This is a genomic window from Actinosynnema sp. NPDC037264, from assembly GCF_055603705.1.
In genome coordinates, this window is sequence record NZ_JBVJVK010000022.1 from 67,858 (window position 1) to 93,248 (window position 25,391).

Consider the following 25,391-nt stretch of genomic DNA (forward strand, 5'->3'; position numbering starts at 1 on the left):
GCGCGCCCGAGGTTGCCAGTCGGTACTACGCGGGAAGAAGGACCGTGAGGGCAATGATCCGTCCCTTCCCTTTGCCCGGTTGTACGGCAGCCGGTGGTCGCGTCGATCAGGAGTCGCTGAGATCACCTCACCGGATCCGCCCCCGGCTCGCACCCCGGCTCAACCCGCCTCCGCGACCCGTGCGGCGGCCCGCCTCACGTCCCACCGTGCGCCGAAACCGCGGTAGAGGTCGATCGCCTCGCCGACGACGCCCGCGGCCTCCGCCGCCTCGCCGCGCCGGGCGAGCAGCACGGCCTGGTCCTCCAAGGTCTGCGCCAGCTCGAACGTCCGGCCCACCGCGCGGTAGTGGCCGATGACGGGCACCAGGCCCTCCGGGTCCGCCGCCAGCACGCTCCGGCACCGCCGCGCCGCCGCAGCCGCACGGGCCGCCTTGGTCTCCCGAGCGGCCTCGGCCTCGCACGCTTCGACGGCCGCCCGGGCCGTCGCCTGATCACCGCACGCCAACGCCTGGCGCACCAGCTCGGGCAGCCACTGGTGCCGCAGCATCATGTCGGCGTACCGGGTGTCGAGGATCGCGCCGAGCACCGCCACCGCACCCGCGTGATCACCCTCGCGCGCCGCCGCCATCGCCTGGGCCGCGACGAGGAAGTCGCAGTTCTCCCGATACGCCTCCGTCACCAAGGGCAACGTCAGCCCCGTGGTCAGGTGGGTCTGCAGCCGCTCGCCGTCGTCCCGGTGCGCGGCGATCAGCGCGACCACGCCGTGCAGCAGCACGGGCCCGCCCTCGCGCAGGCCGAAGCCGGTGAACTCCGGATCGCCGACGACCGCCTCCAGCCGCCCCACCGCCTCGTCCCACCCCCCGAGCCAGAACTGGTGCACGGCGGCGGCGAGGTGCAGGCCGGCCACCGGCGTCCCGCGACCCGCCAGCTCGAACGCGGCCCGCAGGCTCGACGTCGCCTCGTCCAGCCGGTCCAGGCACTGGAGCGTGAAGATGCGGTTGTCCAGCAACAACAGCCGCAGGTCGGTGAGGCTGACGTCGGTGCCGACCACGTCCAGTGCCTGGTCCAGGTACGCGACGGCCCGCGGGTAGTCCCGGCGCACGGCCTCGACCTGCCACAACACCTCCAGCGCCTGACCGATGGCGAACGGGTCGGCGGCCCGCTCGCCCGCCTCGATGGCCGCCCGCGCGCTGGTCTCGGCGCCGTCCAGCTCACCGATCCCCGCCCGCTGCACCAAGGCCAGCAAGGACAACAGCCGCGCCCGCCACATGTCCGACAGCACGGGATCGGCCAACGCCTCCCGCGACGCCGTCACCGCCTCCTCCGCCCGCGCACCCCGGTAGGGCATGTACGCCAACGTCCACCGCACCTCCGCGATCAGGTCCGGCGACCGCAACCGCGGCAACGCCCGGCGCGCGTGCTCCTCGGCCTCCGCGTCCCGCCCGATCCGGAACAACGCGCTGCTGAGGTGCGCCATCAACGTCGCGTCACGCTCGTCCCGCGCCACCGACGACCCGAGGCAGCGCTGCAACAGCTCGACCGCCACCAACGGCGCGCGGTAGACCAGCGCGGGCGCCTGCGCGACCAGCCAGTCCACCACCCACGAACCGACGTCGCCGGACGCGGCCAGCAGCTGCTCGGCCACGTGGTCCACGGGCGCGCCGGACGCCGCGAGCGCTTGCGCGGCCTGCTGGTGCAACGCGGTGCGCAGGGCGGCGGGCGTCCCCTCGTACAGGGCCTGCCGGATGAGCGGGTGCCGGAACGCCATCCGCGGACCGGCGTCACGCAGCACGCCCGCCGCCACGGCCTCCTCCAGCCGTCCGGCGAGGTCGAACACGGGTGTGCCGAGCACTACCGACAGGTCGTCGACCGCGAACTCGCCGCCGAGCAGGGCGGACCACCGCAGCACCTCCCGGGTCGGGTCGGACAGGAAGTCCAGCCGGCCGGTCACCGCGGACACCAGCGACACCGGCACCCGGTCCAACGCGTGCGCGGCGACGTCCGCGACCCCCGTGTCGACCTCCACGACCCGTTCGCGGACGAGCGCGTCGGCGACCTCGCGCAGGTACAGCGGGTTGCCACCGGCACGGGCGGCGATCCGGCGCAGCCCCGGCCCTGGCGACGCGCCGACGAGGCGTCCGACGAGGCCGGCCACCTCGGTGTCGGCCAGCGGCGCGAGGTCGAGCACCGCGCCGCCGCCCGACTCGACGTCCCGGCGCAGCCGCGCGACCTCGGCCCGGTACGGCACCGGCCTGGCCGCGCCGACCAGCAGCAGCGGCAGGCGTCGGGCCACGGTCGTGAGCCGGTGCCACACCTGGGTGCTGGTCTCGTCCGACCACTGGAGGTCGTCGAGCGCGAACACCAGCGGGCCGTCGGCGCACAGCTGTTCCACCAGGGCGACGAGCCGGTCGACCGCGCCGAACACCGGGTCGGAGTCGGCGAAGATCGACCCGGCGGGTCGCTCCTGGCGCAACGCTCTCGCGGTCGCCGCCCGCCTCGGGTCCGGCGAACGCGTCTCGACGCGCAGGCAGTCCAGCGCGAGCCGCAGCGGGAAGCGGCTGCCCAGCTCGTCGGCGACGGCGTGGGCGACCTGGTGCCCGGACCGGGTGGCCTGCTCCAGCACCGCGGCCAGCAGCGCCGACTTGCCGATGCCCATCTCGCCTTCGATCCACAGCAGCCGCCCCGCGCCGGTGGTGACGTCGTCGACCACCCGGCGCACGGCCGCCAGTTCCACGTCCCGTCCCACGAGCCCCGCGTCGGGCGGCGGGTCGACCGGCTGCACGACGGACGGTCGCCGCACGGCGGTCACCGGCTCCGGGTCCGTGCCGCTCAGGATGTGCTCGTGCGCGGCGCGCAGCCGTCGTCCCGGCTCGACCTCCAGCTCCGCCACCAGGACCCGGCGCGCGTCCCGGAACACCTCGAGCGCCTCGGCGCTGCGCCCGGACCGGTGCAGGGCGAGCATCAGCAGCTCGCGCGCCCGTTCCCGCAGCGGTTCCTCGGCCACGAGGTCGACCAGCTCGGCGACGACCTCGGCGTGCGCGCCGGAGGCCAGCGCGGCCTCGGCGCGCAGTTCCCGCGCGGTGGTCCGCGCTTCGCCGAGCCTGCGCCGCTGCGCTTCGGCGAACGGACCGGTCAGCCCCGCCAGCGCCTCGCCGCGCCACAGCGCCAACGCCTCGTCCAGCGAACGCCGGGCGGCGCCGGGGTCGCCGTCGGCGAGCTGCCGCCGGGCCTGGTCGCGCATCGACTCGAACGCCGCCACGTCCAGCCCGCCGTCCACCAGCAGCCGGTAGCCGGAGCCGACCGACACCAGCGACCGCGCCGGGACGCCGCGTGGCCGGTCCGGTTCCAGCGCCTTGCGCAGCGTCGACACGTAGGTGTGGACGCTGCCTTCGGCCGTCGGCGGCGCGTCGGCGCCCCAGACGCCCGCCACCAGCTCGTCACGCCCCACGCCACCGGAACGCAGCGCCAGCATCGCGAACAGCGCCCGCGGCCGCGAGGAGCCCAACTCCACTTCCCTCTCACCCCACCATGCGCGCACCGTGCCCAGCAGTTCGACCCGCAACGCGCCCGTCATCCCGCAGACCACCTCTCGTCCGACACCCTGCCCGCGCACCGCCGCACGTCGACCGTCACCTCACCGACCGCCCCACCCGACCGCAGCCCGTCAGCCCGCACCGACCCATCCGAACTCCTGTCCCTCACCGCGCATCCGGTTGCGCGCCCGTCGCGCGTCGTGCACCGCGCCCAGGCCTTCGTAGCCCGCCAACGCCTCCCGCAACGCCGCCTCGGCCGCCGCCCGGTCACCCCGGGCCGCGAGCAGCACCGCCGCGTCCTCCGACGCCTCCGCCAGCTCCACCGGCCGTCCGGCGGACCGGTACCGCGCCACGGCGGCGAGCACCGGCTCCGGGTCGCCCTCCACCAGCCCCCGACAGCGGGCTTCGGCGGTGGACGCCCGGCCGGGAACCCGTTCCAGCGCGGCCTCTTCGACGGACGCGGCCAGCGCGCGCTCGGCGAGGTCCGACCGCCCGGTCCGGACGGCGAGCCGCGCCACGTCGGGCAGCCACTGGTGCCGCCGCGGCAGGTGGGCGGGGTGGGCGGTCAGCAGTGGCTCCACGGCGGCGAAGGCCTCGTCGAGCCGTTCGGCGTGCTCGGCCAGCACCACCCGTGCGACGAGCAGGAAGTCGCCGTTCTCCCGGTCGGACGGGGTGACGAGGGGCAGTTCGGCGGCGGCGCGGAGGTGGTCCTCCGCCACCCGGGTCCGGCCTCGTCGGGCGGCGACGAGCGCGGCCACGCCGTGCACGAGCAGGAGCGGCCCACGTTCGCGCAGCCCGGCGGGCGGGTCGTCGCGCAGGGCGTCCGCCTCGGCCAGCGCCCGGTCCCACCGGCCGCGCCAGTAGTCCTGCACGGCGGTGGTGACGTGCGGACCGAGCCCGCCGGACCGGGCCAGGTCGCGGGCCGCGCGCAGCACGTCGTCGGCCTCGTCGAGCCGGTCCAGGCTCTGCAGCGTGAACGCCTTGTCGTCCAGCAGGTCGAGCCTCAGCGTGGTGAGGTCCCGGTGCCCGTCGGTCAGGGCCAGCGCGCGGTCGACCCGTTCCAGGGCTTCCGCGTGGTCGCGGCGGACCGTGCTGACCTGCCACAGCCCTTGCAGCGCGTGGGCCGCGGCAAGGTCGTCCCCCACGTCCTCGCCACGCCGGAGGGCGCGGTTCGCCGTCTCCTCGGCGGCGGCGACGTCGTTGAGTCCTTCCCGCTGCACCACCGCCAGCAACGACTCCAGCCGCGCGCGCCACAACGGCGGCACCGCGTCGTCCGCCACCGCCGTGCGCAAGGCGTCGACGGCCTCGCTCACCTGGCCGTCCCGGTACCGGGTGTAGGCGAGGATCCAGCGCATCCCGGCGGCCCGGTCGGCGTCCCTGGTGCGGGCCAGCACGTACCTCGCCGCGGCCTGGGGCGATCGGCCGAGCCAGAACATCAAGGTGGCCAACAGGGCGGCCAGCCGCTCACGGCGTTCGGCGTCCACTGTGGACTCGGCGATCACCGCGCGGAGCAGTTCGACGGCCGGGTCGGGCGCCCGGCTCGCGAGCACCACCGCGTGCGCGACCAGCCAGTCCGCGGCCCACTCGTCCACCGTGCCCGGCGCGGCGGCCAGCTGCCCGACGACGAGTTCGACCGGTGCGCCCGCCTCGGCGAGCGCCTCGGCGGCCTGGCGGTGCAGCGCGGCCCGGACACCGGCGGGCACGGAGAGGTAGAGCGCCTGGCGGAGGAGCCGGTGGCGGAACGCCAGCTTCGACCCGCCGTCGTCCAGCACGCCGGCGGCGGTCGCCTCCTCCACCGCGGCGACGAGGCTCCCCAGCGCGCGGCCCGTCACGGTCGCGACGTCACCGAGGGCGAACTCGTCGCCCAACAACGCCGCCGAGCGCAGCACGTCCGTCGTGGCGGCGGACAGGAAGCCGAGCCTGCGGGACAGCACCGACACCAGGGAGCGGGGTAACTCCTGGTCGGCGCCCGCGACCGGCTCGGCCAGGCCGCCGACCACCCGGACCGCGCGTTCGCGCTGCATGACGTCGACGAGGTCCTTGGTGTAGAGCGGGTTCCCGGCGGCCAGGTCGGTGAGCGCGCGCAGGCTCCCACCGGGCGGCGCGCCGAAGCGCGCGGTCAGCAACGCGGTGACCGACTCGTCCGACAGGCGGCCGAGTTCGACGACCCGGCCGCCGGCGCCGACGACCGCGCGCCGCACCTGGTCCACGTCGGCCCGCCGCGGCACCGGCCGACCGGCGGCGACCAGCAGCAGGGGCCACTGGCGCACCACCCGCAGGAGGCGGTGCCACAACAGGACGCTGGCCTCGTCCACCCACTGGAGGTCGTCGACCACGATCACCAGCGGCGCCTCGTCGCACAACTCGTCGACCAGGCCGATCATCCGCTCGATCACCAGCGGCACCGGGTCGTCGGACGCGCCGGCCGGGCGGCGCAGCGCCTGCGCCAACGCGGCCCGGCGCGGATCGCCGGAGGACTCGGTGACGTCGAGGCAGTCGAGCAGCACGCGCAGCGGGGTGCGCGGCCCGAACTCGTCGCCCGCCGCCCACGCCACCCGGCAGCCGGCGTCGGCCGCCCGGGACAGGCCGGTGGCCAGCAGGGCGGACTTGCCGATGCCCGGCTCGCCACCGACCCAGACCGCGCCACCCCGACCGGCGACCAGGGCGGAGACGGCCCCGCGCAGCACGTCCGCCTCCTCCTCCCGGCCGACGAACACGGCGGGCTCGATCATCGGCGAGGCGCCGACCCGCGGCGCCGGGACGTCGTCGGCCTTGTCCTCCAACACGATCCGGTGCGCCTGCCGCAGCGCGGAGCCCGGCTCGATGCCGAGTTCCTCCACGAGCACCCGGCGTGCGTCGTGGTAGACCTCCAACGCCTCCGCCTGGCGCCCGGCCCGGTGCAGCGCGGTCATGAGCAGGGCGCGCAGGCCCTCCCGCACCGGGTGCTCGCGGGTCAGCGCGGCGAGGTCCGCGATCACGTCCTCGTGCCGCCCGACGACCAGCGCCAGCTCGGCCCGCCGTTCCGCGGTGGCCAACCGCAGCTCGTGCAACCGCGACCGCTGCGACTCGGCGAACGGGCCGGGCACCCCGGAGAGCGCCTCACCGCGCCACAACGCGTGCGCCTGCTCCAGCTCGGCCAGCGCCAGGGCCGGTTCGCGGTCGGCCAGTTCCCTGGCCCGTTCGCGGTGGCGTTCGAACCGGTGGACGTCCACGCCGTCGACCGGCACGCGCAGGCAGTACCCGGACCCGGCGGAGGTGAGCACCACGCCGGCGGACCGCTTGGGCCGCTCCGGCTCCAACGCCCGGCGCAGGCCGGAGATGTAGGTGTACAGGCCGGCGCCGGCCGTCGCGGGCGGCGAGTCGCCCCACACGCCGTCGATCAGCTCGTCCTTGGACACGGCCTGCCCGGCTCGCAGGGCGAGCAGGGCGAACACCGCGCGCTGCCGGGCGGTGCCCAGTTCGACCTCGACCCCGTTGCGCCAGGCCCGGACGGCGCCCAGCAGTTCCACCCGGACGGGGACGGGGGCAGCCGTCACCGCTTCCGCCCGCCGCGGCCGGTCGGCCGTGCCATTCGGTGGAGTGCGCGTTGTCGCCCGTTCCGATCGGGCCAGGTCGATTCCACCGGACCGGGAATGGCGTCCGCCGCGCAGTCGCCCGCCGACATCGGATCACCACCCCCTCGCCCCGACCTGCGGCAATCGGCCCGCTCGCCGATCGGCGCACGATCACCCTCCAACATAACCACAGGGAGCCACTCCTGGTCGCCAACCGTAGCGGTAAACCCGGTCGCGCCCGAAGGCGGCAATCCCGGCCAACGGACTTCCGGCAGTCGCGATATCGGCCGGTGTGCCGATGTCGGAGCAATCGGATCGGCCTCCCGGGTGATCTGCTGTCAAAGGCGTCCCAATTCGCTCCACGCAACATTTTCGACGTCTACTCGCCCTGACGAGCGGTCGACCCGAAGGACCACTGTCCGTTGTAGACGGAGCCGGGTCGGTGACAGCTCGGCCGACGGCCATGCCCGCCCGGCGACCGTGACCGGTGGAGGGTGGTGAAACCGCGGTGAAACCGTCGTGATCCGGTGCGGCGGCACCGTGCTCCGCATGACGAACAACCCCGCGATCGCGGTGACCGGATTGCGCCGGTCGTACGGCAGGCAGGTGGTGCTCGACGGCATCGACCTGCACGTGCCCGAGGGCGCCGTCTTCTCCTTGCTCGGCCCCAACGGCGCGGGCAAGACGACCGTGGTCCAGATCTTGTCGACCCTGATCCGCGCCGACGCGGGCGAGGTCCGCGTCGGCGGGCACGACGTGCGCCGCGAACCCGACCTCGTGCGGGCCGCGATCGGCGTCACGGGTCAGTTCTCGGCGGTGGACGACTTCCTCACCGGCGAGGAGAACCTGCTGCTCATGGCCGACCTGCACCACCTGGGCCGGGCCGAGGGCCGGCGACGCGCGGCGGACCTGCTCGAACGGTTCGGCCTCGGCGAGGCGGCGAGGAAGGCGGGCGTGACGTACTCCGGCGGCATGCGGCGTCGGCTCGACCTCGCCATGGGCCTGATCGGCGACCCGAGGGTGGTCTTCCTCGACGAGCCGACCACCGGGCTCGACCCGCGCAGCCGGCGCGACCTGTGGCAGATCGTGCGCGACCTCGTCGCCCGGGGCGTGACGATCTTCCTCACCACGCAGTACCTGGAGGAGGCGGACCAGCTCGCCGACCGGATCGCATTGCTCGACCACGGCCGGATCGTCGCCGAGGGCGCCCCGGCCGAGTTGAAGCGGCTGGCGCCGGGCGGGCACGTCGAGCTGCGGTTCGCCGACGACCGCGCCCTGGCCGACGCCGCCGCCGCGCTGGGCGTCGCACCGGACCCGGCCGACGAGCCGCTGGTCCTGCGGGTGCCCGGCGACGGCGGCGTCCGCTCCCTCAGAGCCCTGCTCGACCGCCTCGACGCCGCCTCGGTCGACGTGGACGGGCTGGCCGTGCGCACCCCCGACCTGGACGACGTGTTCTTCGCCGTGACGGGCCGGCCCGTCACGGCCGCCGTTCCCCCCTCACCGGAAGCGACCACCCGATGACCGCGATCACCCTGGCCGTCCGCGACTCGACCACGATGCTGCGCCGCCAGCTGCGGCACATGTCCCGCGCCTGGTCCGTCACGCTGATGCTGCTCGCCGTGCCGATCGTCTTGCTGCTGCTGTTCGTCTACGTGCTCGGCGGCATGCTGGGCGACGGCCTCGGCGGCGGGTCGGGCGGTCGCGGCGCCTACGTCGGCTACGTCACGCCCGGGATCCTGCTCGTCACGATCACCGGCGCCGTGCAGGGCACCGCGATCTCGGTGGCGATCGACATGACGACGGGCATCATCGCCCGGTTCCGGACCATGGCCATCGCGCGGGTGTCCGTCCTGACCGGGCACGTGCTCGGCAGCGTGCTGCACACCCTGTTCAGCCTCGCCGTCGTGCTCGGCGCGGCCGTGCTCGTCGGGTTCCGGCCGAACGCGACCGCGGTCGAGTGGCTGGCGGTCGCCGGCGTGCTCACCGCGACGACGTTCGCGCTCGTGTGGCTGGCCGTCGCGATGGGGTTGGTGACGAAGACCGTCGCGGCGGCGAGCAACCTGGCCATGCCGCTGACGCTGCTGCCGCTGTTCGGCAGCGGGTTCGTGCCGACCGACTCGTTGCCGGCCGGGCTGCGGTGGTTCGCCGAGCTCCAGCCGTTCACCCCGGTCATGGAAACGCTGCGCGGCCTGCTGCTCGGCACGCCGATCGGGACCAGCGCCGTGGTCGCGCTCGGCTGGTGCGCCGTGATCGCGCTGGCCGGGTACGCGTGGGCGAAGCGGCTCTACAACCGGGACCGCACCCGCTGAGCGGTCCGCGCTCAGCGGCCGAGCGGACGCCCGCGCACCAGGTCCAGCGCCACCGCGCGGAGACCGGCGCGGTCCAGGGCGGCGTACGACGACACGGCTTCGTCGTACGCCGCCCGGTCGGCCCGCTCGGCGTCCGCCCGGATCGAGGCCGGTGACATCGTCGGCTGGAAGTCGCACCAGAACCCGACCCGCTCGGCCACCGCGAGCATCCGGGCCGCCGACCGCGCGAGGCACGGGTCGCCGGCGCGCCGGGCGCGGGCGAGGTCGGCCGTGGCGGCGGCCACCAGCAGGGTGCCGCAGAGCGACTGCGCCACCGGGTCCGGCGAAGGGGTCAACAGCTCGGCCAGCGGTCCGGGCAGCGCGTCGGCGACGTGGGCCACGAGGTCGAGCCGGTCGTGCCGGGCGTGCGCGACGACGGCCACCGACCGCGCCTGCGCCGCCCACGGGTCCCGGTCGGTCGGGACGCGGGCGTCGCCGACCCGCTCCACGGCCCGCCGCCACAGCCGCAGGCCGGCCTCCACCTCACCGCGGGCGAACCGCACCTCGGCCCGGATGCCGAGGTCGTAGCCGACCGACTCGGCCTCCTCCTCGTCGAGCGCGACCTGCGTGAGGCCGTCCAGCCACCGCTCGGCCTCGGCTATGTCGCCGAGCTGGAGGTTGGCCAGCACGAGCCACGCCCGGACGCCGACCGCGTCGACCCGCGCGCCGAGTCGCTGGAGCAGCGGCAGCGCGGCGACCAGGTGGTCCCGTGCCTCCGCGCCACGCCCGGAGCGCAGGCAGATCTCGGCGACCCTGCCGTGCCCGAACGAGCGCGGCCACGGCAGGTCGTGCCCGGTGAACACGTCGAGCGCCCGCCGGGCGGCCACCAGCGCCGCGTCGACGTCGCCCACGGCTTCCCAGCGGTAGCCGGCGAAGGCGTTCGCGACACCGGCCACCAGCGGCTCGGCGCTGTCGCACAGCCGGTGCAGCTCCGCCCGGTCGCCCAGCGCGGCGACCACCCAGCCGATCGCCCGGACCACCGTGTCCGGCTCCGCCACCCCGAGCCGGCGCAGCGCGACGACCGACCGCGGCGGCTTCGGGCCCTCGGCGCCGAACGTGTAGGCCGCGGCCACGGTGAGGGCGGTCCGGGCCACCTCGACGAACGCGGGCTCCGGCCGGTAGTGCGACAGCGCCCACGAGGTCTGCCGGATCAACGCCGTGAGCCGCGGGTAGTTCGACTCGAGGCTCCACGCGCCGCCGAGGACCGCGGTGACCGCCGCGACCGTGGGCCGGTCGTCGCGCCCGAGCGCCGACCGGAGCGCCTGGAGCAGGTTCTCCTGCTCCGCCTTGACCGCGGCGGCTGTGTCGTAGGGGTCGGAGCCGAACAGGCTCGCGTGCTCGGCGAGCCCGAACGCCCGCGCCCACGCCAGGAACGCGGTCGTCACGTCGTCGGCCTCACCCGCCGCCGTCAGCCGCGCGGCGCTGAACTCCCGGACCGTCTCCAGCATCCGGAACCGGGCGCCCGACGGCGTGTCGGACACCTTGATCAACGAGTGGTCGACCAGGTGCTCCAGCACCACGTCCACCTCACCCGTCCTCGTGGGCAGCCCGTCGAGCAGCACGCGCGCCGCGTCGGCGGTGAACCCGTCGGTGAACACCGAGAGAGCGCGCATCGCCGCCTGACCGGCCGGGTCGAGCAGGTTCCAGCTCCAGTCCACGACCGCGTGCAGCGTGTGGTGGCGTCGCGGCGCGTCCCGGGCGCCTCCGCGCAACAGGGCGAACCGGTCGTCGAGCCGCCGGGCGATCTCCGCCACGGACATGATCCGCACCCGGGCGGCGGCCAGCTCGACCGCGAGCGGCAGCCCGTCGAGGTGGCGGCACAGCTCCGCCACGGCCGGCTCGGGCAGGTCGACGCCGGGCCGCGCCGCCCGCGCCCGCTGCGCGAACAGCTCCGCGCTCGTCGCCAGGCTCAGCTCCGGCAGGTGGTGGACGGACTCCGACGACAGGCCGAGGGGTGTCCGGCCGGTGGTCAGCACCCGCGGCTCGGCGGTCAGCGACACCAGGGCGCGGACCAGGTCGGCGGCGCCCGCGACGACGTGCTCGCAGTTGTCCAGCACCAGCAGGGACGGGCCAGCGGCGAGCTTGGCCGCGATGGCGGCGGCGACGTCACCGCCCGTGACGGGCCCGCCCGGCGACCGGTGCTCGCCGACGCCGAGGGCCATCGCCACCTCGTGGGCCACGTCGTCGTCGGCGACGACGGCGGCCAGCGGCACGACGACCACCACCGGCGCCTGCGCGCGGCGGGCGACGGCGTGCGCGAGCCGGGTCTTGCCGAGGCCGCCCGGACCCACGATCGACGTCACGCGGGACGTGCGCAGCAGCGCCTCGACGGCGGCGACGTCCTCGTCCCGGCCCAGCAACGGGTTCGGCTCGTGCGCGACACCGTGCCGGACCGCGGGCGCCACGCCTTGGAGCAGCCGCCGGTGCTCCGCCCGCAGCGCCGGGCCGGGGTCCGCGCCGAGTTCCTCCCGCAACGCCCGCCGGTGCGCGTCGTAGCGGGCGAGCGCCGTGGCCGGGCCGACCGTCGCCGCCTCGCACCGCAACAGCTCGACCAGCACCTCCTCGTCACGCGGGTGGTCCGCGGCCAGCTCGGCCAACGGGCCCACCGCCTCGGCGGGCCGGTCCAGCCGGGCCAGGGCGAGCGCGCGGGCCCGCACCAGTGCGCGATGGGTGGCGTCCCGCTCCGCCCGCAACGCGGTGACGGGCTCGGCGTCGTCGCCCGGGTCGCCGTGCCACAGGGCGAGGCCCGCGTCGGCGTGCGAGAGCGCGGCGGCGTGGTCGCCGGCCCGCGAGCACCGGGCGGCGTCCTCGGCCCGGACCAGCACCGCCGAGCTGTCGACCTGGTCCTCGGCCAGCGCCAACCGGTAGCCGGTCGCGGTCCGCGCGATCACGTCGGCCCCGAGCCGGGACCGCGCCCGGGACACCAGGATCTGCACCGCCTTGGGCGGGTTCTCCGGCCGCTCGTCCGGCCACAGCCCGTCGACCAACCGCCCGGTGCCGCAGCCGGCGCGCAGGTCGGCCGCGAGCAGGGCCAGGAGACCGCGCAGCCGCGGACCCGCGATCTCGTGGCCGCGGAAGGACACCCCGGACAGCAGGACGAGATCGGGGGTCACGGAGCCAGCGTATCGACCCGGGCCGCGCGGCTAGGACACCCGGCTCGTCGCACGCATCCGCAGCCGGCGCGGCCGGATCACCGCGGCCGCGGCGGGGCGGACGTCCTCGCCGCCGGGCACGTGCTCCAGCCGCCACCGGGCGAGGATGGACGCCAGCGCCAGCGTCGCCTCCATCAGGCTGAACTTGTCGCCGATGCACTTGCGGGCGCCGTTGGCGAACGGCACGAACGCGTGGCGCGCGGGCTTGCGGGCCGGGTCCCAGCGGTCGGGGTCGAAGCGCTGCGGGTCCGGGTGCAGGTCGGCGTCGTGGTGGATGGGGTACGGGCTGTAGGCCAGCACCGTGCCCGCCGCCAGCCGGTGCCCGCCGAGCTCGGTGTCGGCGGTGACCTCGCGGGTGAGGACGTACACCGGCGACCGCAGGCGCAGCGTCTCGGTGATCACGCGGCCGGTCAGCTCCAGCGCGGACACGTCGCCGGGCCCCGCGGTCCGCCCGGCCAGCACCGCGTCCACCTCGGCGTGCAGGCGGCGTTCGACGTCGGGGTGGCGTGCGATCAGGTGCAGCGCCCACGCCAGCGTGACGGCGGTCGTCTCGCTGCCGGCGAGGTGGAAGGTGAGCATCTGGTTGACCACCTCGTGGTCGGACAAGGTCCGGTCCGCGCCGGTGGACTCCTCGTCGTACCCGGCGAGGAGCGCGGACAGCAGGTCGCCCCGGTCGCCGCCCTCCTCGCGCCGGGCGCGGACGATCGCCTCGACCATCGCCCTGAGCCGGGCGTGCGCGCGCTCGAACCTCACGTTGACCGGCAGCGGCAGCCTGGTGAGCGCCTTGGGCATCATCATGCGCGGCAGGACGTCGGTGGCGAGCACGTCCGCGTCCTCCTGCGACTGCTTGAGCTCCGCGGGCGACAGCGTGTCGGAGAACATGGTGGCGGTGAGCACGTTGGTGGCGAGCATGCCCATCTCCGCGGGCACGTCGAGCACCTGCCCGTCGCGCCACGCGCCGACCCGGTCGGCGATCTGCGCGGACATCGTGCGCCCGTAGGCGTCGAACCTGCCGACGTGGAACGCGGGCTGCAGCAGCCGCCGCTGCCTGCGGTGCTCGTGGTGCGGGCAGGTGGACAGGTTGTTGCCGACCACGTCGCGCACCCGGTCGGCGAACGGGCCGCCCTTGTCGAACGTGCGGTCGTCGCGGAACACCTGCTGCGCCAACTCGGCGTCGCAGACCACGACCGCCTTGACCGGCCCGAACGCGATGCGCACCAGCGGTCCCTGGCGGGCCAGGGAACCGAGGAAGCCGAGCGGGTCGCGCATCATCGGCCAGGCGTGCCCGACGACCGGTAATCGACCTCGTGCCATGGGAATCCGCGTTGCCGGGTCCACTGGCCGCACCTCCCGCGCTCTCCCCCATCGTGGCGGTCGGGGCGCGGTCCGTCGACTACGGTTTGCCGATCGAGCCGTTCACACCGCGCGGTCCGGCCATGATCAGGGACGGCGCCGATCACGAGGACGAACGCCGACCTGCGCGTCACCGCACCGGCCGACGTTCGTGGGAAGCACCACGCGAGGTCGCCGTCAGCGGAGGCGTTCGAGGTAGTCGTGCTCCAGCAACCACGCCACGTTCAGCCGCTCCGGCGCGTCCGGCACGAACGCGCGGTTCAGCTGGTACTGCGTGCCGCCGCCGGACTGGGCGAACCACGGCGCGATGGGGCCCGCGTCCACGTCGAAGTCCCTGCTGACGAGGTAGACGTGGTAGTTGCAGTTCTCCGCCGGCGTGCCGACGAGGTTCTGCGGCGGGATGGAGCGGCTGGTGTAGGGCAGGCCCTCGGGCGCGAGGAACGCGCCGTACTCGCTGCCGTAGCGGTCGATCCGCTCACCCTGGTCCAGGGTCTCCCGCCGCTTGATCGGGTTGCCGTCCTGGTCGAGCTGGTAGCCGTCCGCCGGCGGGTAGCGCCACGAGTTCGCTTCGCTGTTGTAGTAGGTGTCGAAGAACTCCGCCTCGGGCAGGCCGCCGGTCCGGTCGTACCCGACCAGCTGGCGGCCGACCGGGCCCGCCACGGGCAGGCGCTCGGGTCCCAGCCTGCGGTCGCCCTGGTACAGCTCCTCGGAGCACTGGGTGGGGTTGTTCCGCGCCGCGGCGTCGTCCTGGGCCGCCTGGGCGGACGGTGCGGCGGCCAGCGCCGACGCCAACAGGACTGACGACACGGCGGCGGCGAACTTGGCGAACCCGCGCATCCGACGACCTCCTCGTGCTCGACGGCCGGACGCGGGGAACGCTAGCGCCGTCGGGCTCCGGGTTGGAGGCGTCGAAGCCGGGTTCACCCGATCATTCACGCCACGTGAGCCGGTCGAGTGCACGGTTCCGCTGCGTAGCGATGTCGGTCGCGCCAACAATTCGCTGGTCATCGGCGCACGCCGCTGCCTACCGTGTCGCCGTCGATCGAGGCGGGGAAGGGTGGACCAGTGCGGCTGGCCGGGCGGGAGTGGCGGACGCTGGTCAGCGCCGTGCGGTTGGGCGGCGACAGCTACCGGGTGATCCGTCCCTCGCGACCGATCGCCCACGCGTCCCTGCACGAAGCCTCGCACAGCCCGCAGATGTCGGTGGACAAGGCCGCGACCGCGGACCTCGCGTCCGCCTGGTGGCTGGCCTCGCGCTCACCCCGCAGCCTCGTCTACCTGCCGCTGCGGTCGAGCCCGTCCCGCTGCGGCGAGGAGTACGGCGGCCGCAGGCTCGACCTCGTGCTGCTGCACCACAGCCTCCGATTCCCGGTGTCGCGGTGGAAGCAGGTCCGCGCCGGCCTGTCACCGGCCGCCACCCACAAGGTGACGCTGCCGCCGGAGGCGTTCCGCCAGGTCGGGCGCGAGGAGCACGAGCGTTCCTTCCACCGCGAGTTCCGCGACCACCTGCGCTGGAGCATCGCCGCGGACACCCTGTTCGTCGTCGGCAGTCGGCGCGCCTACGAGCTCCGGGGCGAGCAGCTGCGCGCGCTCGCCGAGGACTGCCCGGCCCACCTCGCCACCTCACCCGACACGCACTGCTGCGCGGAGATCGGGCTGGGCCGCTGCCGGACGTCCAACGGGGACGCCCGCAACCCGTTCATCGGGCTGCACGTCGAATGCTGCAACCGCCACTGGTGAACCACGCCCGCGGCACGTGACGGGTGACCACCTGATCCAGTCGGTCCCATCGCACGCACGCCGGCGGCGCCCACGCGACGCCAACGCGTCCGTCGCGCCGGCCGAGTCTTGACGCACGCACGGCGCACTGCCAGCATTGGTCCCGATGTTTGCGTAAACATTGCGCGTGGGACGGCAACGCCGCCGCACGGCGCCCGTCGGGAACCCCCGACAGCGCCTTGGCCCGACCGCGCGAGGGCCGCTCAACGGGACGGTGCCCCGTCCCGGATGGGCCAGCGCGCGGATTCGCCCACGCCGGGCGCCGGCCGTTCGATCCCTGTGGTGGGCCGGACAAAGGAGTCCAGATGTCCCGCTTGTCCCCGAGGCGGTGGCGTGCGGCGTTGACCGCCGCGGCCGTCGGCCTGGCAACCCTGCTGCTACCCGGCGGCACGGCGCACGCCGCGCCCGTCACCGTGGACGTGGGGGTGCAGTTCACCGACACGAGCGGCAACCTCGTCCAGGCGCACGGCGGTGGCGTGATCAAGGTCGGCAGCTACTACTACTGGTTCGGCGAGAACCGGCACCCGGACAACCTGTTCCGGGCCGTGTCCGTCTACCGGTCCACCGACCTGAAGACCTGGGAGTTCCGCAACAACGTCCTCACCCAGAACAGCCACTCGGAACTGCGCACGTCCTGGGTGGAACGACCGAAGGTCATCTACAACGCGTCCACGGGCCAGTACGTCATGTGGATGCACTGGGAGAACGGCCAGCACTACGGCGAGGCGCGGGCCGCCGTGGCGTACTCGTCCACTGTGGACGGCAACTACACCTACCAGGGCAGTTTCCGGCCGCTCGGGCAGCACATGTCGCGTGACATCACGCTGTACAAGGACGACGACGGCACGGCGTACATGATCTCGGCCGCGCGGGAGAACTACGACCTGCACATCTACCGCCTCAACGCCGACTACCGCAATGTCGCGCAACTGGTCGGCAACCCGTGGCCCGGCGGGCACCGCGAGGCCCCGGCGTTGTTCAAGCGCAACGGCGTGTACTTCATGCTCACGTCCGGCGCCACGGGGTGGTCGCCGAACCAGGCGAAGTACGCCACCGCCACCAGCGTGTCCGGTCCGTGGAGCGAGATGCGCAACGTGGGCGACTCCACCACGTACCGCTCGCAACCCGCGTACGTGCTGCCGATCCAGGGCACCCAGACGACGTCCTACCTCTACATGGGCGACCGCTGGGCCGGCGCCTGGAACGGACCCGTGAGCGACTCCAGCTACGTCTGGCTCCCGATCACGTTCTCCGACAACACCACCATGAGCCTGTCGAACGCGGGCCAGATCGTCATCGACACGGCGACCGGCACGATCAGCCCGGTGGCCCTGACGTACAACCGGATCAGCGTGCGGCACTCCGGCAAGTGCCTCGACGTCGCCAACGCCAGCGGCGCGGACGGCGCGGCGTTGATGCAGTACCCGTGCGGCAGCGGGACGAACCAGCAGTTCCGCCTGCAGTCCGCGGGCGGCGCCTACTACCAGCTGATCGCCCGGCACTCCAGCAAGTGCCTCGACGTGAGCGACAGCAGCACGGCCGACGGCGCGGCCGTCGTGCAGTGGAGCTGCAACTCCGGGCAGAACCAGCAGTGGTCGCTGGTCGACGCGGGCTCCGGCTACTCCAGGCTGGTCGCGCGGCACTCCGGCAAGTGCCTGGACCTGCCGAGCAGCTCGCAGGAGAACCTGCAGTTCAAGCAGTACCCGTGCAACTCCGGGCAGAACCAGCAGTTCCAGCTCACGCGCGTCTGAGCAGGGCGCTCACCCTCGACCGGGCCGCCGAGCCGGTCCGGTCGGGGCGGGCGCGCGGGTCCCCCGCCGTCAGGCGAGGTGGTGGAACCCGGTCGCCGCCGACGTCAACGCGTCCACGCAGGCCCTGATCGCACCCCGGTCGTCGTCCTCGGCGCGGTTGATCGCGTAGATGGTGCGGTTGAGGGCCGGGCGGGTGGTGAGGAGCCGCACACCCTCGGGCACCGAGTCGCGGCCAAGGCGCGGGATCGCGGCGGCGCCCACGTTGCCCGCGACCAGGGCCAGCTGGGTCGGGTAGCTGCCGACGGTGCAGGTGATCCGCGCGCCCAAACCCTGCTGCCGCAGCACGTGCACGAGCCAGTCGTGGCAGCCCGAGCCCGCGCTCCAGGCGATCCACGGCAGGTCGTCCACCTCGGCCAGGTCGACGGCCTTGCGGTGCGCCAGGCGGTGGCCCGCGGGCAGGGCGAGGTCCGCCACGTCGGACAGCAGCGTGGTCCGCGAGGTCGACGGCGGCACGGTGACGGGGCGGTGCTCCCAGCTCTCCAGCACCGCCACGTCCAGCCTGCCGTCGACCACCAGCGGCATGGTCTCCTCGGCCTCGCCCTCGTGCAGGGTCACCTCCAGGCCGGGGTGCTGGGCGCGCAACGTCGCCAGCACGGGTGGCAGCAGGGCGTGCACGGTGGTGGGGATGGCCCCGATGCGCAGCGGGCCGGTGATGTCCTCGCGCAGCAGCTCCAGGTCCGACCGCGCCTTGTCGACCTGGGCAAGGATGGTGGCCGCGTGACCCGCGAGCACGTGCCCGGCGGTGGTGAGGCGGACGGTGCGGCCGTGCGGCTCCAGCAGCCGTTGGCCTGCCTCCCGTTCCAGCTTCGCCAGCTGCTGGGACACGCCGGACGGGGTGACGTGCAGCGCGGTCGCCGCCGCCGCGACCGTCCCGTGGGTCGCCACGGCGTGCAGGGCACGCATCCGCTCCAAACCGAACACGGTAGAGATGCTACCGAATTCCGCTCACGACAATTCGCTTGTCCTTGATGGTCGGTGGACCTCAGGGTGGACGGGTGACCACGACCGAAGCCCGACCGGCGACCGTGCCGCCCGCCACGCGGGTGAACCCGGCCCTGCTCGCGATGGCGGGCAGCCTCTGCATCGCGCTGTCGTCGGTGTTCATCAAGGTGTCCGGGGCCAGCGGCAGCACCAGCGCGTTCTGGCGCTGCCTGTTCTCGCTGCCGGTGCTGGGCGTGCTGGTGTGGTGGGAACGGCGGCGGGGCACGGCGCGGCGGCGGTTGCTGCTGCCGCTGCTGGCGGGGGTCGGGCTCGGCGTGGACTTCGTGCTGTGGGGTGACGCGATCGCCCTGGTCGGCGCGGGCATCGCGACCGTGCTGCTGTCCGTGCAGGTGGTGATCGTGCCCGCGGTGGCCTACCTGGTGTTCCGGGAACGGCCGTCGAACCGCTTCGTGTGGGCCGCGCCCGTGCTGCTGGGCGGGATCGTGCTCGCGGGCGGTCTGGCGGGGACGCCGGCGTTCGGCCCCGACCCGGTCCTGGGCGCGGTGCTGGCGCTGGGCGCGGGTGTGGGGTTCGCCGCCTACCTGGTGCTGATGCGGCGCAGCACCGGACCCGGCGCCCGCGACCACACGTTGTTCCTGGCCACCGTGTCGGCCGGGGTGACGGCGGTGGCGATCGGCGTGCCGACGGGCCGGCTCGACCTGTCGCCGGGGTGGCCCGTGCTCGGCTGGCTGGTCGCGTTGGCGCTGATCGGCCAGATCGCGGGCTGGCTGCTGATCTCCACGGCGCTGCCGCGGCTGTCGAGTGCCACGGGCGCCACGATGATGCTGTTGCAGCCGGTGGGCGCGATCCTCATGGGTGTCGTGCTGCTGCACGAGCGGCCGAGCGCGCCGCAGCTGGTCGGGTGCCTGGTGGTGCTCGGCGCGGTCGCCTTCGTCAGCGTCGGGTCGCGCCGCTGACGGGCGCGTGGGCGTCAGTGCGGCGTGGTGTTCGTGAGGCGGACGAGGAACTCCGCGTTGTCGCTCGTCTTGCGCAGGCCGTCGAGGAGCACGTCGATCGCGTCCTCCTTGCCGGCGAGGGCGCGGCGCAGCAGGCGGGTCGCCGTCGCTTCGCGCGGGGTGAGCAGCAGGTCGTCGCGGCGGGTGCCGGACTGGGTGACCTCCACGGCGGGGAACACGCGCCGGGCGGCGGCCTTGCGGTCCAGCCGCAGCTCGGCGTTGCCGGTGCCCTTGTACTCCTCGAAGAGCAGCGAGTCGCCCACCGAGCCGGTGTCGACCAGCGCGGTGGCGATGATCGTCAGCGAACCGCCGCCGTCGACGTTGCGCGCGGCGCCCAGGAACCGCTTGGGGCCGATGAGGGAGCCGGCGTCCACGCCGCCGGACAGGGTCCGGCCGGACACGGGTGCGGCGAGGTTGTAGGCGCGACCCAGTCGGGTCGCGGAGTCCATCAGCACCACGACGTCGCGCCCCAGCTCGACCAGGCGTTTCGCCCGTTCGACGGCGAGTTCGGCGAGCGCGGTGTGGTGGCGGGGCGGGTGGTCGAAGGTGGCGGCGACGACCTCGGCGGGCACGGCTCGCGCGAGGTCGGTGACCTCCTCCGGCCGTTCGCCGACCAGGACCAGCATCAGGTGGCACTCCGGGTGGTTCTTGGCGAGGCCGTGCGCGATGGACCGCAGCACGGTGGTCTTGCCCGCCTTGGGCGGGGCGAAGATCAACGCGCGCTGGCCCTTGCCGATGGGCATCACCAGGTCGACCACCCGCGTGGTCAGCTCGTGCGCCTCCGTCTCCAGCCGCAGCCGTTCGTGCGGGTGGGTGGGCACGAGGTCGGCGAAGGACGGCCGGGACCGGGCGTGGCGCGGGTGCGCGCCGTTGACGGCCTCGACGGTGACCATCGACGGCGCCTTGCCCTCCCTGGGCGGTGGCGCGACGCGGCCGTGCACCTCGTCACCGCGCCGCAGCCCGTGTTCGGCCACGAGGTGCTGCGCGACGGCGACGTCCCGCGGTCCGGGCAGGTAGCCCTCGGTGCGCAGGACGGCGCGGCGGTCCACGACGTCGAGGACGCCGGAGGTGAGGCGGGTGTCGGAAAAATCGTTGTGGTTCAAGGGTTTTCTCCCTGATCGCGGGAATGGGTGGACGCGCGGCGACGCCGCGGCGGGAACCCGGGACCACGTCGGGAAAGGCTCGAGGAGCCACGTCCGACCGGTGCCGGGAATTTCGAGAGATGTCGCGGGAGGGGCTGACGCCACCTACGTCCGCGAGAACGAGATGTCACGCAGCATAACCACCGACCTGGACACCGCGCAACCGAGTCCCCCGACGAGCAGCCGCCGGCCGGCGTGACGGCTGGTACACCGGGGTGCGCGAGGTCGGGTCGAGGGCGACGTGTGCCGGTGGTGTCGCGGTTGCCGCTCGTGGAGGACGGGTGTCGCGGTCACCGCTCGTCAGGTGTCACGAGACGGCCAGGGCGGCCTCGGGGGTGCACGGCTTCTCCATCGGGCCCAGCTCGCGCCAGTTCAGCGACCACACCCGGACCTCGCCGGCGACGCGGCGGCCCAGCAAGCAGGCCTTGGCGCCGCCGTTGTTCGCCGACAGCGCCACGCCGACGTCGGAGCCCCGGACGCGCACCAGCACCCGCGGCGGGATGCTCGCCAGGTTGGTCTCCGGGTCCACCCGCGGCGCGGGCAGACCGGTGGCGAGCGCGGCGCGCACCTCGGCTTCGCCGGGCGTCCCGGGCAGCGCGCCGAGGGTGGCTTCCAGGGCCGGTGCGAAGTCCGACGGGACGTCCCGCTTCGGCAGCGGCGGCGGCGTGATCGGGGTGGCGTCGTCCGGGCAGGCGACCCGGGACGGCTCCGACACCGCGCCGTAGTAGTCGAACTCCACCTCGTAGCAGGCGTCGAACGCCGGGGTCTGCTGCCAACCCGAGTCGTGGGCGTCGTGGTGGATCCGCCAGACCAGGCGCGCCATCGGGTCCTCGGGGTCCTGGTGCGCGAGGTCCTCGGCCCGCAGGACGCTGAAGCCCGGCGACTTGCCGAGGCTCGTGGCCAACGCGGCACGGGCGAAACCGGCCGCGTCCGGCTGGTGCGGGTGGCCGATGGCGTCGGCCAGGGTCGCGGACCGCCGGTCCAGCTCGTCCTCGACCGCGGCCGAACCGTCCAGCACACCGCACGAGGCGAGCAGCACGCCCGCGCACGCGACCGCCGCGATCCGCGGTGAAGTGATCACGTCCCCCACGTTATCCGTGCCGGTGACCGGGGCGCATGAGCAATTCCCCGCGGCCGGGCGGCACCGATCGACCTGCCGGACGAGTCGGGTCACAGGCCGAAGGCCAGCAGCACGCTGCCGTTCGGGTTCGGGTAGGTCGGCCAGTACCCCGCCTGCACGTAGACCATGCCACCGGACACCACCGCGCCACCGCCGCTGCCGGAGACCGACCCGCCGCGGCCCGGCAGGCCGTTGACGCCGGTGAAGTCCTGGAGCGTGTCGAACGTCCAGAGCACCCGGCCGTCACGGGCCGAGTACGCCCGCAGCTTGCCGTCGTTGCTGCCCTCGTAGACCAGGCCGGGGCTGCTGGTCACGCCGGGACCGTGGGCGAGCGTGCACAGGTCCGGGTACGCCGCCGCACCGCCGGTCGTGCAGCCGTCGGCCGGGTTCGGCGTCTCCCACAGCACGTCCCCGTCCGCCGGGTCGAGCGCGAACACCTTGCCCGGGTCGGCGAAGTAGGTCGCGACGTACAGCCGGCGCCCGTCGAAGCTCGTGCCCCACTGGATGCCGCCGAAGCCCGAGCCCGGGATCGGCAGGCCGAGCGCGCGCCGCCACACCACTTCGCCCGTCACGGCGTCGAACACGTGGTACACGCCGAGCTTCTGCCCCACACCCACCAGCGCCCGCCCGTCGACGGTGAACAGGTTGGGCGTGGCGCCGATGTCGTAGTCCAGCGCCGAGCCGTCGGCCAGGCCCGGGCAGTAGGGCGCGCCGTCCGGCAGGTTGCACAGCAGCCGCCACGTGTCGGCCTTGGTGACCTGGTTGCGCCACTTCACCGCGCCGGTCCGGTGGTCGAGCGCGAGCAGCGTGTCGAAGTCGCCGGTCGTGCCGGTGTAGAGCTGGCCGGTGCCCACGTACAGCGTGCCGGTGCGCTGGTCGACCACCGGCGAGGACCACACGCCCGCCCCGGACGGTTCGTGGCGGGTGGCGCCGCTGGGCCACGTCCCGACGGCCCGCGGTTCGGGCACGGTGTAGTGCCGCCACACCAGTTCGCCCGTGCGGGCGTCGAGGGCGTCGAGGTGGCCGCGGAACGTGCAGCAGGGGTAGTCCGGGTCGTCGGCGGTGCCGTCCGGGCTGTTGAGCGAGTTCTCGCCGCTGGACGTGCCCACGTACACCAGGCCGTCGTGCACCAGCGGCGAACTGGTCACCGTCGCCGCCGGGTGCTCGTCGACCTCCTTGGCCCACGCGAGCTGCCCGGTGCGCTGGTCCAGCGCGTAGACGAAGCCCCGGATGTCCCCGAAGTAGACCTTCCCGCCCGCCACCGACGGTCCGTCCCACGGTATGGCGGGCCGCGGCTTGGCGCCCGGCTCGACGCCGCCGAGGTCGAACGTCCACCGGTCCGCCCCGGTGCGGGCGTCACGGGCGCGGAACCGGCCGTCCGGACCGCCGAAGTACACCGTCCCGTCGACCACGGCGGGCTGGCTGCGCACGGGGAACGGCGTGCCGCTCGCCGGGTAGGCGAACGCCCACTTCAGCTCCAGCCGGTCCACGTTGCGCGGCGTGATCCGCCACTCGGCGGCGTTGTGCCTGCTGCCCTTGAGGTCCTTCTGCCACGTCGGCCAGTCGCCGCCGCCCGCGCCGAGCGGTGCCGCCGCGGTGACGCCCGCGCCGAGCACGGTGGTCACCGCCACGACCGCCAAGAGGGCCGTGGCCCCGCGCCTGTGTGCCATCTCCGTCATCCCCTCCCGCCGGTGGGTCGACCCACGGTGGCACGGGGCCGTGGCCGGGCACGTGGTGCGGACCGGCGAATCGCGTCTCGATGACGTCGATCGGGCGCGGCCCGTTCGGCTGATCCACCGCGTCGGAGTTGCGTAACCTCAACGCCTGCCGGGAAGCGGAGTCCACAGAGGACGGTTGGTCTGGAGACGTGCTCGCGCAGCCGCTGCCGGATGTCGCCGGCTTCGGCGGTGCGGTTCTGGGCCCGGTACAGGTCCAGGACCTGCCGCCACTCGGGAAACTGCCAGTCGATCGGATGCGCAATTCCGGGCGCCAAGGGGCGACGACCGGCACTCGTGCGAGGAACGCTCGGTTTCGGCGGCGACACCGCGTCCGATCGGCACCCCGGCCGCCTCCGCGCGGAATTGTCGGTGTCGCTCGATAGCGTGCCCACAGATCACGCGAAGAAGGAGCGAACGCATGTCTGCCACGACGTACCTGGAGCTGTCCGAGGCCGACGGTGGCGCGCACAAGTTCTACGAAGTGCGGGTCGAGGACACCGAGGTCACCATCACCTACGGGCGGATCGGGGAGCAGGGGCAGGTCAGGAGCGCGACCTTCGCCGACCACACCAAGGCGCTCAAGGCCGCCGAGAAGAAGATCGGCGAGAAGGTGCGCAAGGGCTACGCGCCGGCCGTCAAGGGCGTGCGCCAACGCCGGTCGGTGAGCAGGCGGCAGATCGTCAGCACCCGCTCCACCGCGACCCAGGCGCCGGTGCTGTGGCGGTTCGCCTCCGGCGCGCCGGCGTTCGGGATCTTCATCGGCGAGGACCACGCCTGGGTCGGCAACGAGAACGGCGACGTCTACACCCTCACCCACGACGGCCGGGTCACCGGGCGGTTCGGGCTGCCCGACGCGGTGAAGTGCATCGTGGCCGACGACTTCTGGATCTACGCGGGGTGCGACGACGGCCAGGTGTACGACCTCGGCGCGAAGGTGCCCCGGGTGGCCTACGAGATCGCCGACGACGTGGACATCTACTGGCTCGACATCCACGACGGCGTGCTGGGCGTGTCCGACCGCCAGGGCCGGGTGACCGTGGTGGACCACGAGGACGAGTTCCAGTGGTCGGTGCCGGCCACCGGTGACAGCGCCTGGATGGTCCGCTGCTCGCCGGAGGGCGTCTTCCACGGACACTCCCGCGGCGTCACCCACTACACCGGCCGCGGGCACCGGGCGTGGCACGCCGACACCGTCGGCCAGGTGCTGTTCGGCTGGCAGGAGCGCGACGCCGTGTTCGCGGGCACCAGCCGCGGCCGGGTGCACCGGTTCGCCAAGTCGGACGGGCGGATGACCGGCGACTACCGCTGCGACGCGGCCGTGTTCTCCTGCGCCACGTCGCCCGACGGCGAGTTCGTGTTCGCGGGCGACAACCAGTCCTCGGTGTACTGCTTCGCCGCCGACGGGACCCGGCTGTGGAAGCTCGCGACGGGGTGCGGTTCGGCGTTCTCCATGCAGTACCGCGACGAGCGGCTCTACCTGGTGACCACGGACGGTTCGCTCGCGTGCCTCGACGCGAGCCCGGCCGCCGTGCGCGCGGCCGAGCAGGGGCAGCTGCCGCAGCGCCAGGACATCAAGGCGGGCGCCATCGACCGGGTCGAGGCGACCGCGGAGGTCGAGGTCGTGTCGCAGGTCGCGCCGGGCGACGGCGTCGTGGTCGAGTGCGTGCAGGTCGGGGGCCGGGTCAGGGTGCACGTCGTCTCGGAGGGCTACGACCGGACGTGGGGCGTGCAGTTCCCCAAGAACATCCGCGTGCCCGGCGCCCGGTACCTGGTCACCGAAGTGCTCACCTCGGCCAGCGGCTCGTTCTACCGCACCCGCGGCGAGATCAAGCGCCTGCGCTGAGCACGGGCGCCGGCACCGGGGGGGGGGGGGGGGGGGGACGGGGGGGGGGGGGGGGGGGGGGGGGGGGTGGGGGGTGTCCGCCCGTCCCGGCAGAAGACGAAC

General features: G+C 74.3%; 15 protein-coding genes. 6 read left to right on the forward strand and 9 right to left on the reverse strand.

Annotated elements, in window-relative coordinates; translation table 11 throughout:
- Window positions 1-159: 159 nt before the first annotated feature.
- Together ACZ7GX_RS23960 and ACZ7GX_RS23965 are read right to left on the reverse strand one after the other, a co-directional pair.
- Window positions 160-3,573 carry an ATP-binding protein gene (locus tag ACZ7GX_RS23960; RefSeq protein ID WP_498779651.1) on the reverse strand — a complete coding sequence of 1,138 codons (3,414 nt, stop codon included), beginning with the start codon at window positions 3,571-3,573 and terminating at the stop codon, window positions 160-162.
- A gap of 90 nt (window positions 3,574-3,663) precedes the next feature.
- The gene (locus ACZ7GX_RS23965) at window positions 3,664-7,068 is read right to left on the reverse strand and encodes an ATP-binding protein (RefSeq protein WP_498779653.1); all 3,405 of its coding nucleotides are present in this window, start codon (window positions 7,066-7,068) and stop codon (window positions 3,664-3,666) included.
- A gap of 567 nt (window positions 7,069-7,635) precedes the next feature.
- On the opposite strand from ACZ7GX_RS23965, the gene ACZ7GX_RS23970 reads away from it, so the two are divergent.
- Together ACZ7GX_RS23970 and ACZ7GX_RS23975 are read left to right on the forward strand one after the other, a co-directional pair.
- Window positions 7,636-8,607 (forward strand): ATP-binding cassette domain-containing protein, encoded by a 972-nt coding sequence (locus ACZ7GX_RS23970; protein ID WP_498779654.1) that lies wholly within the window; start codon window positions 7,636-7,638, stop codon window positions 8,605-8,607.
- A complete protein-coding gene (locus ACZ7GX_RS23975) occupies window positions 8,604-9,395 on the forward strand; it encodes an ABC transporter permease (RefSeq protein WP_498779656.1) in 792 nt (263 codons plus the stop codon). The genes ACZ7GX_RS23970 and ACZ7GX_RS23975 overlap by 4 nt, the downstream gene beginning before the upstream one ends.
- Before the next feature lie 11 nt (window positions 9,396-9,406).
- Here ACZ7GX_RS23975 and ACZ7GX_RS23980 read toward each other — a convergent pair whose 3' ends face one another.
- The 3 genes from ACZ7GX_RS23980 to ACZ7GX_RS23990 all read right to left on the reverse strand — a co-directional run bounded on the left by ACZ7GX_RS23980 (window position 9,407) and on the right by ACZ7GX_RS23990 (window position 14,776).
- Window positions 9,407-12,547 carry an ATP-binding protein gene (locus ACZ7GX_RS23980; RefSeq protein ID WP_498779658.1) on the reverse strand — a complete coding sequence of 1,047 codons (3,141 nt, stop codon included), beginning with the start codon at window positions 12,545-12,547 and terminating at the stop codon, window positions 9,407-9,409.
- Window positions 12,548-12,577: 30 nt separating this feature from the next.
- Window positions 12,578-13,900 carry a cytochrome P450 gene (locus tag ACZ7GX_RS23985; RefSeq protein WP_498779660.1) on the reverse strand — a complete coding sequence of 441 codons (1,323 nt, stop codon included), beginning with the start codon at window positions 13,898-13,900 and terminating at the stop codon, window positions 12,578-12,580.
- Window positions 13,901-14,116: 216 nt separating this feature from the next.
- Entirely contained in the window at window positions 14,117-14,776 is a 660-nt protein-coding gene (locus tag ACZ7GX_RS23990; protein WP_498779661.1) for a TNT domain-containing protein, read from the reverse strand.
- A gap of 228 nt (window positions 14,777-15,004) precedes the next feature.
- Here ACZ7GX_RS23990 and ACZ7GX_RS23995 point away from each other — a divergent pair, with 228 nt between their 5' ends.
- Window positions 15,005-15,679: a hypothetical protein gene (locus ACZ7GX_RS23995; RefSeq protein ID WP_498779662.1), complete on the forward strand. Its 675-nt coding sequence runs from the start codon at window positions 15,005-15,007 to the stop codon at window positions 15,677-15,679.
- A 344-nt stretch (window positions 15,680-16,023) separates the two neighbouring features.
- Window positions 16,024-17,469: an RICIN domain-containing protein gene (locus tag ACZ7GX_RS24000; RefSeq protein WP_498779664.1), complete on the forward strand. Its 1,446-nt coding sequence runs from the start codon at window positions 16,024-16,026 to the stop codon at window positions 17,467-17,469.
- Between the two features lie 69 nt (window positions 17,470-17,538).
- Here ACZ7GX_RS24000 and ACZ7GX_RS24005 read toward each other — a convergent pair whose 3' ends face one another.
- Window positions 17,539-18,450, reverse strand: a complete 912-nt coding sequence (locus ACZ7GX_RS24005) for a LysR family transcriptional regulator (RefSeq protein ID WP_498779666.1) — start codon at window positions 18,448-18,450, stop codon at window positions 17,539-17,541.
- Window positions 18,451-18,524: 74 nt separating this feature from the next.
- On the opposite strand from ACZ7GX_RS24005, the gene ACZ7GX_RS24010 reads away from it, so the two are divergent.
- Window positions 18,525-19,427, forward strand: coding sequence for a DMT family transporter (locus ACZ7GX_RS24010; protein WP_498779668.1), 903 nt, complete (start codon window positions 18,525-18,527; stop codon window positions 19,425-19,427).
- A 14-nt stretch (window positions 19,428-19,441) separates the two neighbouring features.
- Here the strand turns inward: ACZ7GX_RS24010 and ACZ7GX_RS24015 are convergent, their stop codons facing one another.
- From ACZ7GX_RS24015 to ACZ7GX_RS24025, 3 genes are all read right to left on the reverse strand, one after another.
- Window positions 19,442-20,569: a transcription termination factor Rho, short form gene (locus ACZ7GX_RS24015; protein WP_498779669.1), complete on the reverse strand. Its 1,128-nt coding sequence runs from the start codon at window positions 20,567-20,569 to the stop codon at window positions 19,442-19,444.
- Window positions 20,570-20,915: 346 nt separating this feature from the next.
- On the reverse strand, window positions 20,916-21,689 hold the full coding sequence (locus ACZ7GX_RS24020; protein WP_498779671.1) for a hypothetical protein: 774 nt from the start codon (window positions 21,687-21,689) through the stop codon (window positions 20,916-20,918).
- Between the two features lie 89 nt (window positions 21,690-21,778).
- Window positions 21,779-23,398 carry an outer membrane protein assembly factor BamB family protein gene (locus tag ACZ7GX_RS24025; RefSeq protein WP_498779673.1) on the reverse strand — a complete coding sequence of 540 codons (1,620 nt, stop codon included), beginning with the start codon at window positions 23,396-23,398 and terminating at the stop codon, window positions 21,779-21,781.
- Between the two features lie 466 nt (window positions 23,399-23,864).
- Between ACZ7GX_RS24025 and ACZ7GX_RS24030 the strand changes: the two genes are divergently transcribed.
- The gene (locus ACZ7GX_RS24030) at window positions 23,865-25,289 is read left to right on the forward strand and encodes a WGR domain-containing protein (protein WP_498779675.1); all 1,425 of its coding nucleotides are present in this window, start codon (window positions 23,865-23,867) and stop codon (window positions 25,287-25,289) included.
- The last annotated feature ends 102 nt before the right edge of the window (window positions 25,290-25,391 follow it).

Coding starts and splice junctions, on each gene's coding strand:
- ACZ7GX_RS24030 (WP_498779675.1), top strand. CDS start 23,865: ATGTCTGCCACGACGTACCTGGAGCTGTCCGAGGCCGACGGTGGCGCG.
- ACZ7GX_RS23970 (WP_498779654.1), top strand. CDS start 7,636: ATGACGAACAACCCCGCGATCGCGGTGACCGGATTGCGCCGGTCGTAC.
- ACZ7GX_RS24025 (WP_498779673.1), bottom strand. CDS start 23,398: ATGGCACACAGGCGCGGGGCCACGGCCCTCTTGGCGGTCGTGGCGGTG.
- ACZ7GX_RS23985 (WP_498779660.1), bottom strand. CDS start 13,900: ATGGCACGAGGTCGATTACCGGTCGTCGGGCACGCCTGGCCGATGATG.
- ACZ7GX_RS24000 (WP_498779664.1), top strand. CDS start 16,024: ATGTCCCGCTTGTCCCCGAGGCGGTGGCGTGCGGCGTTGACCGCCGCG.
- ACZ7GX_RS23960 (WP_498779651.1), bottom strand. CDS start 3,573: ATGACGGGCGCGTTGCGGGTCGAACTGCTGGGCACGGTGCGCGCATGG.
- ACZ7GX_RS23975 (WP_498779656.1), top strand. CDS start 8,604: ATGACCGCGATCACCCTGGCCGTCCGCGACTCGACCACGATGCTGCGC.
- ACZ7GX_RS23990 (WP_498779661.1), bottom strand. CDS start 14,776: ATGCGCGGGTTCGCCAAGTTCGCCGCCGCCGTGTCGTCAGTCCTGTTG.